This is a genomic window from Caproiciproducens sp. CPB-2 (genome assembly GCF_036287215.1).
In the GTDB taxonomy this organism is placed as follows: domain Bacteria; phylum Bacillota; class Clostridia; order Oscillospirales; family Acutalibacteraceae; genus Caproiciproducens.
In genome coordinates this window covers 1864025-1880924 of record NZ_CP142860.1, presented here as the reverse complement: position 1 = coordinate 1880924, position 16900 = coordinate 1864025, and the positions used below count along the sequence as shown (strand labels likewise).

Genomic DNA, 16900 nt, shown 5'->3' with positions numbered 1-16900 from the left:
GCCCCAACCCGGGCCGGGGGGATGGACTTATCCGCCCGGTAAAAAACGGGCCAAAACCGTCTTTTTTGACGATTTGGCGTTGTTGTTTTCATATTGGAATTGTGGTAAGATAAATGCAACACCGGAAGGAGTGAAAACATGGAGACATATTTGCCTTACTTTTGGCTCGCGGTGATTATTGTCGCGGCAGTCGTCGAAGGCTCTACCGCTCAGCTGGTTTCCATCTGGTTTGTTGCAGGCGGGGTCGGCGCCCTGATTGCAAACCTCTGCGGAGCCGAGCTTTGGACCCAAACGGTGGTGTTTGTGGTGGTAACCGCCGTTACGCTGGTGAGCACCAGACCGTTGGTAAAAAAACTGATGAATTTCAAGAAAGAAGAGACCAATGCGGATCGCTATATTGGAAAGGACGGCATTGTGATTGCCGAAATTAACAATACCCTGGGCGAAGGACAGGTGAATGTTCTGGGCAGCGTCTGGACGGCGCGGAGCGAAGACGGTTCGGTCATAAAAATCGGAGAACATGTACTCATCAAAGCAATCGAAGGGGTTAAACTGATTGTAACGGTACATAATGGAATGAAGGAGGAAGAATAGAATGGGAATCAATCTGGCAGCTATCTTTCTGGTTGCGCTTGCAATTATTGTTCTTATTATCTTAATCAGCAATATCAAGGTCGTGCCTCAGGCGCACGTGTATGTGGTGGAACGTCTCGGCGCTTATAACAGCACCTGGACGACCGGCCTTCACTTTAAAATCCCGTTTATCGACAAAATCTCAAAAAGGGTTTCTTTAAAGGAACAGGTCATTGATTTCCCGCCGCAGCCCGTTATCACAAAGGATAACGTCACCATGCAGATCGACACCGTCGTGTATTTTCAGGTTTCCGACGCGAAGCTCTATGCCTACGGTGTGGAGCGGCCGATTTCCGCGATCGAAAACCTGTCCGCCACCACGCTGAGAAACATTATCGGCGATCTGGAGCTGGACCATACGTTGACCTCCCGCGACGTCATCAATACGAAAATCCGCACGATCCTTGACGAGGCAACCGATGCGTGGGGCATCAAAGTCAACCGCGTGGAACTGAAAAACATCATTCCGCCGAGGGAGATTCAGGAGTCCATGGAGAAGCAGATGAAGGCTGAGCGTGAGCGCCGTGCCCAGATTCTGACCGCGGAAGGTGAAAAGCGCAGCGCCATCCTGATTGCGGAAGGCGAAAAGGAATCCGCGATTCTGCGCGCGGATGCGGAAAAGGAGACAAAAATCCGTGAGGCGCAGGGCGAAGCGCAGGCGATCATGCTGGTACAGCAGGCCTATGCGGACAGTATCAAGCTTCTGAACGAGGCTAATCCGGGCGACAGCGTCATTGCGCTCAAGAGTCTGGAAGCGTTTGAAAAGGCCGCGGACGGAAAAGCCATGAAGATTATTATTCCGTCCAACATCCAGTCTTTTGCGGGCCTTGCCACATCTCTGAAGGAACTGGTGGCGAGTGATGCCGGCGCCGCTGCAGAATAAGCCGGGTCATACTATACAAATTACAATACGGTAAGCCGCCCTGCGCGTGATAACTGTACAAAAAAAATTTTTGGCTGATTCAGCTATTGAATTTATTGTCGGAATCACCTACAATAGATACATTATGTGTTGTCGGAGGGAAATGCAATGACAGTATCTTCCGTTCGTAGGTTAATGGGAACTGGAATTGTTTACTGTCAAGCTGCGCCAATATTCCGGATGTTATAATGGCTTCAGGCTGTGCCATCTCATGGTGCAGCCTGTTTTTTATTGCTCCGGACCGACGGAAACAGGAGAGTGTAATGATGGCAGATAAAAAAGTAGCGATCATCATGGGAAGCGACAGTGATTTCCCGGTCGTCTCGGCTGCTGTGAAGCGGCTGAAAGCGTTTGGAATCCCGATGGAAGTTCATGTGATGTCCGCGCACAGAACGCCGCAGGCGGCTGCGGGATTTTCCCGTTCCGCCGCTGAGAACGGATTCGGGGTAATCATTGCGGCGGCGGGGAAAGCGGCGCATCTGGCGGGCGTGCTTGCCGCGCACACCACCCTGCCGGTCATCGGCATTCCGGTCAAGTCCTCCACTCTTGACGGGCTTGACGCCCTCTTGGCGACGGTGCAGATGCCGAGCGGGATTCCGGTTGCCACCGTGGCGATTGACGGCGCGGATAACGCCGCGATTCTTGCGGCGCAGATGCTGGCCCTTTCGGACGAAACGCTGGCCGCAAAGCTGCGGGAAATGAAACAGGCAATGGCGGAGGGTGTTGCGAAGAAAGATGAGGCGCTGCAGGCGAAGGTTCAGGAACTGTGAGAAAATATTGGGAGGATCGGACATGAAAAGTTTCAGCGAAAGTTATAAAGCGGCCGGAGTCGACGTTACCGCCGGATATAAAGCGGTCGAATTGATGAAGAACCATGTGGCCCGCACCAAAATACCGGGCGTGGTTTCGGGAATCGGCGGCTTCGGCGGGTTGTTCCAGCCGGATTTTTCCGGGATGAAGACGCCGGTTTTTGTAAGCGGCACGGACGGCGTGGGCACAAAGCTGAAAATCGCTTTTTTAATGGACAAGCATGACACGATCGGGATCGACTGTGTGGCAATGTGCGTCAACGACGTCGTTTGCTGCGGGGCAACGCCGCTCTTTTTCCTGGATTATCTCGCGGTAGGGAAAAACTATCCGGAAAAGATTGCGCAGATCGTATCGGGCGTCGCGGACGGCTGCGTGCAGTCCGGCTGCGCGCTGGTCGGCGGGGAAACGGCGGAAATGCCCGGCTTTTATCCTATGGATGAATACGACCTGGCGGGTTTCTCCGTCGGGATGGTCGACAGGGACCGCATCATCGACGGGTCCAAAATTAAGATTGGCGACGCAATCGTCGGGCTGCAGTCATCCGGCGTTCATTCCAACGGCTTTTCTCTGGTGCGTAAAATCTTCAATATCAGCGAGAAAAATATCAATATGCAGATCAATGAATTTGGCCATACCCTTGGGGAAGAGCTTCTGACCCCGACTAAAATTTATGTGAAGCCGGTTCTGGCGCTGATGGAAAAGGTCGGCATCAAAGCGGTTTCCCACATTACGGGCGGCGGATTCTTTGAAAATATCCCGCGTATGCTCAAGCCCGGCACGACGGCTGAAATCGAGCTGGCCTCCCTGCCGAAGCTGCCGGTTTTTTCCATGATGCAGAGGCAGGGAAATATCCCGGAGCGCGAAATGTACAACACCTTCAACATGGGGATCGGCATGTGCATGGTTGTTTCCAAAGAGCATGCCAATACCGCGGTCGCCGAACTGAATTCCATGGGCGAGCACGCCTATGTGATCGGAAGCGTGGTTTCCGGCGGGGAAGGTGTCATCCTATGCTGAACATCGCTGTTCTGGTTTCCGGCGGCGGAACAAATCTGCAGGCGCTGATTGACGCCCGGAACCGGTCCGAGCTCAGCGGCGGAAAGCTTGCGCTTGTCATCTCCGGCAGGGCGGATGCTTTTGCCTTGCAGCGCGCGGAAAAGGCGGGCATTCCTACGGAAATCCTGCTCCGAAAGAGCTTTGCGGCGCAGGAGGACTACGACCGTTCCCTTCTGGAAATCCTGAGCCGGTACGAAATCGATCTGGTCGTCCTTGCGGGCTTTATGACCATTATCAGTGAAAAGGTTGTCCGGCACTATGAAAACAGAATTATCAATGTCCATCCGGCTTTGATTCCTTCCTTCTGCGGAGAAGGCTTCTATGGGCTGAAGGTCCATGAGGCTGCGCTTGCGAAGGGAGTCAGGGTAACGGGGGCGACCGTGCATTTTGTCAACGAGGTCTGCGACGGCGGGCCGATTATTCTGCAAAAGGCGGTGGAGGTTCTGCCGGGCGATACGCCGGAAATCCTCCAGCGCAGGGTGATGGAGCAGGCGGAATGGAAGCTGCTGCCCAAAGCGGTTTCGCTGTTCTGCGAAGGCAGGATTGAAGTGGCTGACGGAAGAACCGTCATTAAGGAGGACTGAGCATGGAAATACAGAATATCGAAAGCAATCTGGCATCCAACAGGTACCCGGGGCGCGGAATCATTCTCGGCAGGAGCGAGGACGGTCAAAACGCCGTGATCGCCTATTTTATCATGGGGCGCAGTGAAAACAGCCGCAACCGCGTTTTTGTGGAGGACGGCGAAGGAATCCGCACACAGGCGTTCGACCCGGAAAAGCTGAGCGACCCTTCGCTGATTATCTATTCGCCGGTCAGGGTTTTCGGCGGGACCACCATTGTGACAAACGGGGACCAGACCGATACGGTCTATGAATTTTTAGAGGCGGGAAAAACCTTTGAGTCCGCTCTGCGCACGCGTACCTTTGAACCGGACGGGCCGAATTTTACGCCCCGTGTTTCCGGTATCGTGGAAGCGGACGGAAGCTACCGGCTGTCCATTCTGAAAAGCGCAAACGGAAATCCGGTCTCTGCACAGCGCTTTTTCTATGAATATTCCTCGCCGGTCAGCGGGGAAGGGCATTTTATCCATACTTACCGGGGGGACGGCAATCCGCTTCCTTCCTTTGAGGGCGAGCCGACGCCGGTCGAAATTTCCGGTGAGATTGACCGCTTTACGCAGAAGCTCTGGAAAAGCCTGTTTGAGGAGAACAAAGTCTCCCTGTTTACCCGTTTCGTCAACTTGAAAACCGGGCTGACGGAAACCAGAATCATCAATAAAAATCACGATTAACAGGAGGGCGCTGAAATGTCAAATGAACTACCTTTAAAATACGGCTGCAATCCGAATCAGAAGCCGTCGCGCATTTTCATGCAGGATGGCGGCGAACTGCCGATCGAGGTGCTGAACGGAAAGCCGGGCTATATCAATTTTCTGGACGCCTTCAACAGCTGGCAGCTGGTCAAAGAGCTGAAGGCCGCCGTGGGGCTTCCCGCCGCCGCCTCTTTTAAGCATGTCAGCCCCGCGGGCGCCGCGGTCGCGTGCGAGCTTTCCGACACGCTGAAAAAGATTTATTTTGTTGACGATCTTGCGCTTTCTCCGCTGGCCAGCGCATATGCCATGGCCAGGGGGGCGGACAGAATGTCTTCCTACGGCGACTGGATCGCCCTGTCCGACATCTGCGACAGGGAAACGGCGACCTTGATCGCGCGCGAGGTTTCGGACGGGATCATTGCTCCGGGCTATACGGAAGAAGCGCTTGCCATTTTGAAATCCAAGCGCAAGGGCGGCTACAACATTGTCTCGATTCAGCCGGACTACAGGCCCGCTCCTGTCGAGCATAAGGACGTTTTCGGCATTACGTTTGAGCAGGGCAGAAATGAAATCCTGATCGACAATGACATGCTTTCCAATGTCATAACGGAAAATCGGGAAATTCCCGAAAGTGCGAAGCGCGATCTGCTGATTTCCCTGATCACCCTGAAATACACGCAGTCCAACTCCGTCTGCTACGCCAAAGGCGGGCAGGTGATCGGTGTAGGCGCGGGGCAGCAGTCCCGCATTCACTGCACCCGGCTGGCGGGAAATAAGGCGGACACCTGGTATTTACGCCAGCACCCAAAGGTGCTTGGGTTAAAATTTAAGGAAGGAATCCGCCGCCCCGACCGCGACAATACCATTGATGTGTATCTTTCCGACGATTACATGGACGTTCTGGCGGACGGAATTTGGGAGAACTTCTTTGCACAGAAGCCAGAAGCGCTTACCCGTGAGGAAAAACGTGCCTGGCTGGATACGTTGACGGATGTCGCGCTGGGTTCGGACGCCTTTTTCCCGTTCGGGGACAATATTGAGCGCGCTCACAAAAGCGGCGTAAAATATATCGCGCAGCCGGGCGGTTCCATCCGCGACGACAATGTCATTGATACCTGCAACAAATATGGAATCGCCATGGCCTTTACCGGCATCAGGCTGTTCCACCATTAATAAGACGTAGGAGCGGATAATATGAAGATACTGGTCATCGGCGGGGGAGGCCGCGAGCATACCATTGTGCGCAAAATCAAGGAAAGCCCAAAGGTGGAGAAGGTTTATTGCGCTCCCGGCAACGGCGGAATTTCACGGGACGCCGAGTGTGTGGATATCCCGGTAACGGATATCGACGGAGTGGTCCGGTTTGCAAAGGAGAACCGGATCGGTCTGGTCTTTGTCGCTCCCGACGATCCGCTTGCCGCCGGGATGGTGGACGCGCTGGAATCGGCGGGAATCCGTGCGTTCGGCCCTCGCGCCAACGCGGCTGTGATTGAAAGCAGCAAGGTGTTCTCCAAGGATTTAATGAAAAAATACCATATTCCCACCGCGGAATATGAGGTCTTTGACGACCCGCATGCCGCGATAGAATATATCCGGGCAAATAACCAATATCCCATCGTTATCAAAGCGGACGGCCTTGCGCTGGGAAAGGGCGTGATCATAGCCGCCGATGACCACGAGGCGCACGCCGCGGTAAAAACCATCATGGAGGATAAGGTGTTCGGCGCCTCCGGCAACCGGGTGGTGGTGGAGGAATTTATCACCGGGCCGGAAGTTTCGGTTCTGGCGTTCACGGACGGAAAATGCCTGAAACCGATGGTTTCCTCCAAAGACCACAAGCGCGCGCTGGACGGGGACAAGGGCCTGAATACCGGCGGAATGGGCACGATCAGCCCGAACCCGTATTACTCCGAAGAAATGGCGGAGCTGTGCATGAAAACCATCTTCCTGCCGACCGTAGAGGCGATGAACCGGGAAGGCAGGACGTTCAAGGGATGCCTGTATTTCGGTCTGATGCTGACGAAGGACGGGCCGAAGGTGATCGAATACAATTCCCGTTTCGGCGATCCGGAAACACAGGTGGTCCTGCCACGGCTGAAAACCGATTTCGTAGAGATTCTGGAGGCTGTCGTCGACGATCGGCTGGACTCCCAGCCGATCGAATGGAGCCAGGAAGCCTGTGCCTGTGTCGTGATGGCTTCCGGCGGATATCCCGGAAGCTATGCCAAAGGGCTCGAAATTTCCGGCCTTGACGATTACGGCCAGGTGGAGGGCGCCACCGTCTACCACGCGGGAACGCTGTACCGGGACCGTCGGTTCTACACCAACGGCGGCCGCGTGCTGGGGGTCACCGCGCTGGGCGGCACTTTGGACGAGGCACTTGAAAAGGCTTATGCCTGCGTCGGCAAAATCCGGTTTGAGGGCGCTCATTACCGGCGGGATATCGGAAAATAGGCACAAAAAAGACGATACGGAATTTTCCGTATCGTCTTTTATTATATGATCTATTCTGCAAGCGCCCTGGTCAGCCAGGCGTCCGCAATATCCATTGCAAGGTAAAGCCCGGGCTTTTCACTGGATTTTACAATCTGTTTGCGTGAGCGGATGTTCTGATCCGTATACATCAGCTGTATGGTGACCCGGTCCGCAACGTCAAGATCCTGAACCTTTTTTTTGCTCTTTATTTCAAGCTTTACAACGTATTTATCCTGCATGCTTCCGTAATAAATCACATCACCACAGCGCACCAACGGCTTGCCCTTGTAGGTAGGGAACTGAGGTGTGCTTTCGTCTGCATCATTCATTCGTGTGTCGTCCTCCTTCTGTTCAATTCATAAGTGCTTCTGTAACAGTGCGTGATTTACTCACCCAAATAGGATTTCAACAATACCTGCAGCAATTCATCGCGGTCGATTCTGCGAATCAGGCTGCGGGCGTTATTGTGTGTCGTGATATAAGTCGGATCCTCGGAAAGAATGTAGCCGACAATCTGGCTGATGGGATTGTATCCCTTTTCTTTCAAAGCATCATACACCAGGGTGAGTGTTTTTTTAATATCCTCTTCACGGTCGGTGCCGAGCGAAAAGGTCATCGTTTTATCAAGCATGGAAACACCTCCGATACTGACATCATACAACATACATACAATAATTTCAAGAACTAATTTGCGAACAGAAGCCTATGAACGTAAAATAGCACCGGCCTTTTCAAGTTCCTTCATGACTTTTTTCATCGTTCCGGCAATGCGCTCATCCGTCAGCGTGCTGTCTGCAGAACGCAGGGTAATGCTGAACGCAACGCTCTTCTTGCTGGAATCGATTTGCTCTCCTTTATAAACGTCAAAGAGCTTGATTTTTTCCAGCAGATTTCCAGCGCCGCGGATAATTGCCTTTTCAAGCGTCAGCACGGGAGTGCCGTCGTCGCAGAGAAGAGCGAGGTCGCGGGTCACGGCGGGGAATTTCGGAAGGGGAGTATACGTTTTTTCGGATTTCGCGTACTCATACATCTTGTCCGCATCCAGCGAAAAGCAGTAAACCCTGTCGCTGATGCCGTAATTTTCAGCGACCTTCGGATGGATTTCCCCGATCACGCCCAGGCGTTTTCCGTCAATGCTCAGCACGGCGCAGCGCCCAGGGTGATAGCTGGGCTCTTCGGAAGAAGCCTCGATTTCCCAGCCGTATACGCAAAGTTTTTCCAAAATCTGCTCAGCCATTCCTTTCGCCGTAAAGTAATCGGCGTGATTGCCGTACATCCCGACGACCAGATTGGTTTTTTCAATCGGCAGTTTGTCCTCCGAAGTCGGGATATACTCGCTGGCAAGCTCGAACAGGCACGCGTCCGCATTCCTGTTGTTATAGTTGCGCGAAAGGACTTCCAGCATGGAGGGAAGGGCCGTGGTACGCATGATGCTGGTATCCTCGCCAAGCGGATTGGAAATAGTGATGGATTTGCGCAGCGGGGAGCTGGCCGGCATTAAGATTTTATCGTAGTATTTCGGGCTGATGAACGAATACGTCATGATCTCGCTGGCGCCCAGCGCGAGCATGGTGTCGTTGATAGTGCGCTCGAATTTTTGCCTTGCGGAATATTTCCCCTGTGCGCCGCCGCCCAGCGCAGTGCCCGGAATCTTATTGTAACCGTAAAATCTTGCGATTTCTTCGGCAATGTCGGCTTTGTGCTGCAAATCGGGGCGGAAGGTCGGCGCCAGAATATCGTCGCCGTCGAATTCGCAATCCAGCTTGCTCAGGATCGCTTTCATCTCATCCTCGGTCAGCTGAATATCCAGGAAGCGGTTGATCCAGTCCGCGTCCAGATGGATTCTGGTGCGTTCGCCGGAGGAGTGGTCGTCAACAATCCTGTCGTCAAGCACGTCGCCGGCGTCCAGCAGCTCCACCAGTTCACAGGCGCGCTCCAGCGCGGGAAGGCAGTTGTTGGGGTCCAAGCCCTTTTCATAGCGGGAGGACGCGTCGGTTCTCATGCCCTGATCCCTGGCGGTCGTGCGCACGGAAACGCCGTTGAAGCATGCCGACTCAAACACAATCGTGGTGGTGTCGTCGACGATTCCGCTGTATTCGCCGCCCATCACTCCGGCGATGGCAATCGGCTTATGGGCGTCCGCGATCACCAGATTCTTCGCGGTCAGCTTATGGTCGACGCCGTCCAGCGTGGTGATGGTTTCCCCGTCCTGCGCGCGGCGCACTCGAATTTTGCCCTCGTCAATAAAACGCAGGTCAAAGGAGTGCATCGGCTGGCCGTATTCAAGCATGACATAGTTTGTGATATCGACGATGTTGTTGATCGGGCGCACGCCCATGGCGCGCAGCCTTTCGCGCATCCAGCGCGGGGAGGGCTTCACGCGGACGTTCTTGACCACGCGGGCCGAGTAAATGGAGCATAAATCCGGAGCCTCTACCTTTACGTCGAGCATCCCCTTACAGGAGCCGTGCCCCGCCTTTACGGCCGGCGTGTGTATGCTGAAGGGCTTGTGGAAGGTCGCCGCCGCTTCCCGGGCAAGGCCGATCACGGAAAAGCAGTCCGGTCTGTTGGATGTAATTTCAAATTCGACTTTTGTGTCGTCGAACCCAATCGCCTTGCACACAGGTTCGCCAAGCGCGCAGTCCTCCTGTATCACGAAAATGCCGTCTTCAATCGCGTAGGGAAAGTCGTGCTTTGTCAGCCCCAGCTCGCTGAGGGAACAGAGCATTCCGTTGCTTTCCACGCCGCGAAGCTTGCCCTTTTTGATTTTTTTGCTGCCGGGCAGAAGAGAATTGTCCATTGCGACCGGCACCAGGTCGCCGACCTTTAAATTCTGCGCACCGGTAACGATTTGAATCGGTTCCCCGGAACCGGTGTCGATCTTGGTAATCCATAAATGGTCGGAGTCCGGATGCTTTTCCAGAGAAAGCACCTTCCCGATGATTACGTTTTCAATTTCACTGCCTTCGGTCTCCCAGCCTTCGACCTTGGAGCCGCTCATGGTCATCGCTTCTGTAAAATCGCGGATCGGCATATCGTCAAGCGTTACGAATTCTTTTAACCATCTCATTGAAAGATTCATTGTTCTGCATCCCCCTTAAAATTGCTTCAGGAATCTGACGTCGTTTTCATAAAACAGGCGCAGATCGTCAATGCTGTATTTCCTCATGACTACGCGTTCCAGGCCCATGCCCAGCGCAAAGCCGCTGTAGACTTCCGGGTCGATCCCGCAGTTGGAAAGCACCTTCGGGTGTACCATGCCGCAGCCGAGGATTTCAATCCAGCCTTCGCCCTTGCAGAGGCGGCAGCCTTCGCCGTGACAGTTGAAGCACTGTACATCCACTTCGGCGGAAGGTTCGGTAAAGGGGAAGTGGTGCGGCCGGAACCGTACTACGGAGTCCTCGCCGTACATACGCTTTACAAAGGTTTCAAGAGTTCCCTTCAAATCTGCAAAGGTAATTCCCTTGTCAACCACCAGGCCCTCAATCTGATGGAACAGAGGGGAGTGCGTGGCGTCAACCGCGTCTGAACGGTAAACCCTGCCGGGGGAAATGATGCGGATCGGCGGCTTCTGCTTTTCCATGACCCTTACCTGCACCGGCGAGGTCTGTGTACGCAGCAGAATGTTGTCGTTGATATAGAAAGTATCCTGGGTATCCCTTGCGGGGTGATCCTTCGGAATGTTCAGCGCCTCAAAGTTATAATAGTCGTATTCGACCTCCGGCCCCTCAACAATCTCAAAGCCCATACCGACAAAAATTTCCTTGATCGCGTCCAGCTCAATGCTCAGGGGATGCTTTGCGCCAAGCTCCCGGCGGACGCCCGGCAGCGTAACGTCGATTTTCTCTTTTTCAAGTCTTTTTTGGGTTTCTTCTTCTTTCAGTTCCGCGGCGCGCCTGACCAGATCGGCTTCAATAAAAGCGCGGACCTCATTGGCCAGCTGGCCGATTTTGGGGCGCTCTTCCGCGGAGAGGCCGCCCATCTGTTTTAAAATGGAGGTCAGTTCTCCCTTTTTTCCCAAATATTTAATACGCAGATTTTCGAGTATCTGCTGTCCTTTCGCCTCATCCAATTCGCGCATTGCTTTTTCGCGGATTGCTTCCAGCTCCTGCTTCATAGCGTTATCATCCTTTCCATTCTTTCAGACATGAATCAGCAATAAAAAACGCCTCCGCCCCGGCAAGGGACGAAGACGAAAGCTCCGTGGTACCACCCTAATTGATTACTCGCCGGCCTTTAACGGTGCCTGCCGTCGCAGCCTACTGAAAAGGTTCAGCCGCGCCACTCCAAAGGGAACTTCGCCTTTTAAGGCTTACAGGCATGCTTTCAGCCGCTGACATGCCCTCTCTGAATAAGCGGAGAAAAAGGTTACTTCCTTTATCCTTGTGTTAATACTACATAATATAACACCTTAACACGTCAATTGCAAGCGGGATCTTTCTTTTACGGGCAGGTTCCCGTGGAATTCCGTATAATCAGCTCCGGTTTCAGCAGAACTTTGCTGATGCTTACGCCGCCGATCAGTTCCTCCAGCATCATGAAGGCGCTTTTGCCGATCGCGACCCTGTCCTGCCGGACTGTGGTCAGGGTGGGGGTCAGGTGCTGTGCGATCGGCAGATCGTCAAAGCCGATCACGCTCATATCCAAGGGCACACATTTTCCCAGACGGTTCAGTTCGGCAATCACGCCCGCCGCAATCAGGTCGCTTGCGCAGACAATGGCGGTCGCCCCGTTTTTCATAAAGGAACCGACATAATCTTTGGCGCATTCCGGAACATAGTAGCCGTTGGCAATTAAATTAGGATTGACTTTCAGTGAATAATGTTCCATGCTTTGAATAAAGGCCTGATGGCGTTCATTGGTCACCAGACTGTTTTTGGAACCGTTCAGCAAGGCAATGTTTTTATGGCCGTATTCGTAAAGATGCCTGACCGCGAGGTCGATGCCGTTATACCCGTCGGTGCCGACGTAGCCCACGTGCTTATTGGGGATGCAATTGTCCAGTAAAACCGTTGGAACCGACGTTTTGTACAGTTGGTTGATGTAGTCGTCATGCAGCGCGAATCCCAGCAAAAACGAACCGCTGTATCCGTGTTTCAGCATATAGGAATCATACTTTTCCTGAGTCTGCATGTTCAGGTTTGTGGGAATGACCGTTACGTCGCAATGATGTCTGGCAGCACTTAGTTTAAACCCTACGACAATTTCATAGCCAAACTGGTCAATGTTTTCATATTCCATGTTTTCGACCAGGATGCAGACCTTGCGTTTGCCGAGCTTTTGCACTTTTTTGGAAGCGTATCCCATTTCTACAGCGGTGTCCAGCACCAGCTGGCGCATCTCCTCGCTGATATCGTTTGCTCCATTCAAGCCTTTTGATACGGTGCTGACAGCAATTCCAAGCTTTTCTGCAATGTCTTTAATCGTAGCCATAGAAATCCCTCTTTTCCTGTTCAACCACAGTATATACTGTGGCCGCGCATTATTTCAAGAGTTATATTTTCAAATTGGAAAATATATGAAACAAATTTTTTATAAAATAAGATAAAAATTTGAGACTTTGAGATAATTTTACGAAAAATTACGAAAAATATTTTTGTTTATAGGTTTATTTATCATTTTTGATTGAACAAATGTCCCGAAATATTGTGCTTAAAAATAGAAAATACTTACAGAAGAGTTCCTTTTTTCATATTGACATTCCGAAAATCCTTTGATATTATATTGTCATATTTTCGTGATTTTTCGTAGCGGGGTGGATGAAATTGCCAGTTAGAAATCAACTTGTCCGCGGTTCAGGTATTTTACTCCCAATCAGCAGCCTGCCTTCCGATTACGGAATCGGGACGTTTGGCAGTCAGGCATTTCGGTTTATCGACTTTTTGAAGGATGCCGGACAGAAATACTGGCAGGTGCTTCCCATCGGCCCTACCAGCTATGGAGACAGCCCTTATCAGTCCTTTTCCGCTTTTGCGGGAAACCCGTATTTTATCGATCTGGACATCCTGATGGAAGAAGGGCTTTTGAAGCACGGTGAAGCGTGCTCTTTTTTCTGGGGCGGCAAGGAGGAGAGCGTGGATTATGCCGCGCTTTTTCAGTCCAGGTTTGCGGTGCTTCGCACGGCTTTCTCCAGAAGCAGGCACGCAGACACTGCGGAGTATGGGCAGTTCTGTGAAGAAAATGCATACTGGCTGGAAGATTATTGCCTGTATATGGCTTTGAAGTTTGAATTTGAAAATAAAGAGTGGCTGCTCTGGCCCGAGGACATCCGCTTCCGCCGTCCGGCGGCCGTACAGCGGTATTCGGAAAAGCTGAGGGCGGAAATGGATTTCTGGAAATTCTGCCAGTTTGCATTTTACAGGCAGTGGAACCGGGTAAAAGCCTATGCGAATCAGCGCGGAATCCGGGTGATCGGGGACATTCCGATTTATGCCGCCCTTGACAGCGCGGATGTCTGGGCAAACAGTGAGCTTTTTCAGCTGGATTCCCGCCGCATGCCGACGAAGGTCGCCGGGGTTCCGCCCGATCTTTTTTCGAAAGAAGGACAGCTCTGGGGGAATCCCTTATATGACTGGGATGCCATGGAACATGATCATTTTGACTGGTGGAAAAAACGGATGAAATTTTCCGCAAAGAGATATGACGTCATCCGGATTGACCATTTTATCGGTATTGTCCGGTATTATGCCATTCCCGCGGGAGAAACGACGGCGGTCAGCGGCAGCTGGCAGCCCGGTCCGGGGCGCAAACTGACGGACGCGATAAACGGTTCCATCGGAAAAGCGCAGGTGATTGCGGAGGATCTGGGTGTTGTTGTTCCCCAGGTGAAAAAGCTTCTGAAAATCAACGGATATCCCGGGATGAAAGTCCTGCAGTTCGCGTTTGACGGGAATCCGAAAAATCAGCATCTCCCAATGTACTATACAAGCAATACGGTGGTTTACGGGGGAACGCACGATAACGACACGCTGGTTGAATTTTTCAGCACGATGCCGGCAAAAAATGTCAGGTATGCAAAAGAATACCTCAATGTCAAAAGAAGAAAAGACCTGCCGGGGGCTGTTCTTCGCGCCGCCTATGCCAGCGTGGCCGATACGGTGATTTTTCAGGCGCAGGATATCCTGTTTCTGCCTGGCTGGGCCAGGATGAATTATCCCTCCACGGTAGGGTCCAACTGGCGGTGGAGGCTGAAAAAGGGTCAGCTTACCGACGGAATTTCAAAAGAACTCTGCAGCTTGGCGAGGATTTACGGCAGATAGGTCTCTGTACTTTAAGGAGTGGATTTTATGAACACATTTAAGAACGATGTGATAACCCTTTTGGAATTGGAAAGCGGTAAAACGATCCATCAGGCGGATGTTCTGGAACTGTATCATGCGGTTTCGAAGGCGGCGATGAAGCAGGTGAAGTCCAAATGGGAAGCGCCGGACGCAGGTAAAAAGGCCTGCTATTTTTCAGCCGAATTTTTAACAGGACGGCTCATTTACAGCAATTTACAGAATTTAGGGCTTCTGAACCAGCTTTCCGAGCTGTTTCATGAAAATAATATAGACGTAGCTGTTTTTGAAGAGATCGAAGACGCGGCGCTCGGAAACGGAGGGCTTGGCAGGCTCGCCGCCTGCTTTTTAGATTCGGCCGCCACACAGGGGATTGCCCTGAACGGTTACGGAATCCGGTACAGGTACGGCCTTTTCAGGCAGAATTTTGAAAACGGATTCCAGAAAGAAACCGTGGACGACTGGCAGCAGTTCGGCGACCCGTGGTCCCAGCGCAGAGAAGAGGACAAAGTAGAGGTCAGGTTCAAAAACCAGACGGTCTATGCGGTTCCCTACGACACGCCCGTCATCGGGTACGGAGCGAACACAGTGAACACCCTGCGTCTTTGGCAGGCGGAGCCGGTAGTTCCGTTTCATTTTCAGCTGTTTAACGACCAGAAATTTGAACTTGCCGTCCGGGAGAAGGATGATGCGGAAGCGATTTCCAGCGTACTGTACCCGAATGACACGACGGACAAGGGGAAAAAGCTCAGGCTGAAGCAGCAGTATTTTTTCACAAGCGCGTCTTTACAGGATCTTATCAGAACCTATAAGAAAAGATACGGAAACGATTTCACGCATTTTTCAGGGGAGTACGCGATTCAGCTGAATGATACGCATCCCGTGGTGTCCATCCCCGAATTTATCCGGCTTCTGGTCTCCGGGGAGGGGGTGTCCTTCGGAAAGGCGCTGAAAATCGCAAGACAGACGTTTGCCTATACCAATCATACCATTATGGCTGAAGCGCTGGAAAAATGGGATGCGAAGCTGTTCAGGAGCGTGCTCCCCAATGTGTACCGGTATGTGGTCATGATTAATAAAGCCCTGCTCAAGGAGCTGTCCGGCATGGGAATTACGACAGAGAAAGCGCAAAAGCCGTATCTGATTATTGACGAAAACCCGGTGATTCATATGGCGCGGCTCGCGGTTTTCGCTACCCATTCCGTGAACGGTGTGGCGGAAATCCATACGGAAATACTGAAAAACTCCGTATTGAAAGAATGGTATCAGATTTACCCCAAGCGGTTCAACAATAAAACCAATGGAGTCACCCAGCGGCGCTGGATGGCACTTTCCAACATGGAGCTTTCCGGATTTCTCACCGACAGGATCGGCAGTGGCTGGGTTACGGATTTGGAGAAGCTGAAGAATCTGGAACGATATAAGGACGACGATAACGTTATCCGCCAGTTTGCGCAAATCAAACAGATAAAGAAGCAGCAGCTTTCCGACTATATTGAAAAGCATGACGGAATCAGGCTGAACCCCGAATTTATTTTTGACGTTCAGGTGAAACGGCTGCACGAATATAAACGTCAGCTCCTAAACGCTTTTTCCATTCTTGATCTGTATTTCGGCTTAAAGGACGGAAGAATCCAGCATTTTAACCCGACAGCCTTCCTGTTCGGCGGCAAGGCGGCCCCGGGGTATCTCAGGGCAAAAGGCATTATTAAATTCATCCATGAAATTGCCAATAAAATAAACAATGACCCGGACGTCAGTCATTTGATGAAAGTTGTTTTCGTCTCCAATTACAACGTGTCCTATGCGGAAAAAATCATGCCGGCCGCCGATATTTCCGAACAGATTTCGACAGCGGGGACGGAGGCCTCCGGTACGAGTAACATGAAGCTGATGCTCAACGGCGCGGTAACGCTCGGAACACTGGACGGAGCGAACGTGGAGATCATCCGGCAGGCGGGGGAAGAAAACAATTATATTTTCGGAGCGCGTGTGGAGGAGCTTGAAAAAATCGCGGACTCCTACAACCCGAGAACGATCTACGAGCAGAACGAAAGGGTACGGGCGGCGGTGGATACTCTTGTCAACGGCATGTTTGACGACGGGGGTACCGGAATGTTCCGGGAACTGTATCATTCCCTGCTTGACGGGGCCAGCTGGCATAAGCCGGATCATTACTTTGTCCTGTACGATTTTCTCTCTTACTGCGACACAAGGCTGCGTGCAATTTCCGATTACAGCGACCGGCTGGCGTTTTCCCGCAAAGGCTTTCTGAACACAGCCGGTGCCGGAAAATTTTCGAGCGACAGGGCGGTCAGGGAATATGCCATACAAATCTGGGGAATGTGATAAGGAACCTGTCGGCAATTCCGCTGCCGGGGGCGCAATCCCTTGTAATGCGGAAACCGATAT

15 protein-coding genes and 1 other annotated feature are annotated in these 16900 nt (G+C 52.3%); of the genes, 10 read left to right on the top strand and 5 right to left on the bottom strand.

Features of this window, described 5'->3' with window-relative positions:
- Positions 1 to 138 precede the first annotated feature (138 nt).
- The 8 genes from VXK30_RS09360 (at position 139) to purD (ending at position 7190) form a co-directional block, all read left to right on the top strand.
- Complete coding sequence (locus VXK30_RS09360; RefSeq protein WP_275717254.1) at positions 139 to 594, top strand: NfeD family protein; 456 nt, start codon at positions 139 to 141, stop codon at positions 592 to 594.
- Position 595: 1 nt separating this feature from the next.
- A complete protein-coding gene (locus tag VXK30_RS09355) occupies positions 596 to 1516 on the top strand; it encodes an SPFH domain-containing protein (RefSeq protein WP_275717256.1) in 921 nt (306 codons plus the stop codon).
- A gap of 302 nt (positions 1517 to 1818) precedes the next feature.
- On the top strand, positions 1819 to 2325 hold the full coding sequence (gene purE, locus VXK30_RS09350; protein WP_275717258.1) for a 5-(carboxyamino)imidazole ribonucleotide mutase: 507 nt from the start codon (positions 1819 to 1821) through the stop codon (positions 2323 to 2325).
- A gap of 22 nt (positions 2326 to 2347) precedes the next feature.
- Positions 2348 to 3382 carry a phosphoribosylformylglycinamidine cyclo-ligase gene (gene purM / locus VXK30_RS09345; protein ID WP_275717260.1) on the top strand — a complete coding sequence of 345 codons (1035 nt, stop codon included), beginning with the start codon at positions 2348 to 2350 and terminating at the stop codon, positions 3380 to 3382.
- Positions 3376 to 4005 (top strand): phosphoribosylglycinamide formyltransferase, encoded by a 630-nt coding sequence (purN, locus tag VXK30_RS09340; protein WP_275717263.1) that lies wholly within the window; start codon positions 3376 to 3378, stop codon positions 4003 to 4005. Before purM ends, purN begins: the two co-directional genes overlap by 7 nt.
- A gap of 2 nt (positions 4006 to 4007) precedes the next feature.
- Positions 4008 to 4715 (top strand): IMP cyclohydrolase, encoded by a 708-nt coding sequence (locus tag VXK30_RS09335; protein WP_275717265.1) that lies wholly within the window; start codon positions 4008 to 4010, stop codon positions 4713 to 4715.
- A gap of 15 nt (positions 4716 to 4730) precedes the next feature.
- Positions 4731 to 5909 (top strand): phosphoribosylaminoimidazolecarboxamide formyltransferase, encoded by a 1179-nt coding sequence (locus tag VXK30_RS09330; RefSeq protein ID WP_275717267.1) that lies wholly within the window; start codon positions 4731 to 4733, stop codon positions 5907 to 5909.
- Positions 5910 to 5930: 21 nt separating this feature from the next.
- Complete coding sequence (gene purD / locus VXK30_RS09325) at positions 5931 to 7190, top strand: phosphoribosylamine--glycine ligase (RefSeq protein WP_275717269.1); 1260 nt, start codon at positions 5931 to 5933, stop codon at positions 7188 to 7190.
- Positions 7191 to 7240: 50 nt separating this feature from the next.
- Here purD and VXK30_RS09320 read toward each other — a convergent pair whose 3' ends face one another.
- From VXK30_RS09320 to VXK30_RS09300, 5 genes are all read right to left on the bottom strand, one after another.
- Positions 7241 to 7540 (bottom strand): hypothetical protein, encoded by a 300-nt coding sequence (locus VXK30_RS09320; protein ID WP_275717271.1) that lies wholly within the window; start codon positions 7538 to 7540, stop codon positions 7241 to 7243.
- A gap of 56 nt (positions 7541 to 7596) precedes the next feature.
- Complete coding sequence (locus VXK30_RS09315; protein ID WP_038324264.1) at positions 7597 to 7842, bottom strand: IreB family regulatory phosphoprotein; 246 nt, start codon at positions 7840 to 7842, stop codon at positions 7597 to 7599.
- Positions 7843 to 7914: 72 nt separating this feature from the next.
- Positions 7915 to 10293, bottom strand: coding sequence for a phenylalanine--tRNA ligase subunit beta (pheT, locus tag VXK30_RS09310; RefSeq protein ID WP_275717273.1), 2379 nt, complete (start codon positions 10291 to 10293; stop codon positions 7915 to 7917).
- 15 nt (positions 10294 to 10308) lie between these two features.
- Positions 10309 to 11328, bottom strand: a complete 1020-nt coding sequence (gene pheS, locus VXK30_RS09305; RefSeq protein WP_275717275.1) for a phenylalanine--tRNA ligase subunit alpha — start codon at positions 11326 to 11328, stop codon at positions 10309 to 10311.
- 62 nt (positions 11329 to 11390) lie between these two features.
- Positions 11391 to 11604: a binding site (T-box leader), on the bottom strand.
- 50 nt (positions 11605 to 11654) lie between these two features.
- Positions 11655 to 12644, bottom strand: coding sequence for a LacI family DNA-binding transcriptional regulator (locus VXK30_RS09300; RefSeq protein ID WP_275717277.1), 990 nt, complete (start codon positions 12642 to 12644; stop codon positions 11655 to 11657).
- A 326-nt stretch (positions 12645 to 12970) separates the two neighbouring features.
- Here VXK30_RS09300 and malQ point away from each other — a divergent pair, with 326 nt between their 5' ends.
- A complete protein-coding gene (gene malQ / locus VXK30_RS09295; RefSeq protein ID WP_275717279.1) occupies positions 12971 to 14470 on the top strand; it encodes a 4-alpha-glucanotransferase in 1500 nt (499 codons plus the stop codon).
- 27 nt (positions 14471 to 14497) lie between these two features.
- Positions 14498 to 16837, top strand: a complete 2340-nt coding sequence (locus VXK30_RS09290) for a glycogen/starch/alpha-glucan phosphorylase (protein ID WP_275717281.1) — start codon at positions 14498 to 14500, stop codon at positions 16835 to 16837.
- Positions 16838 to 16900 lie beyond the last annotated feature (63 nt).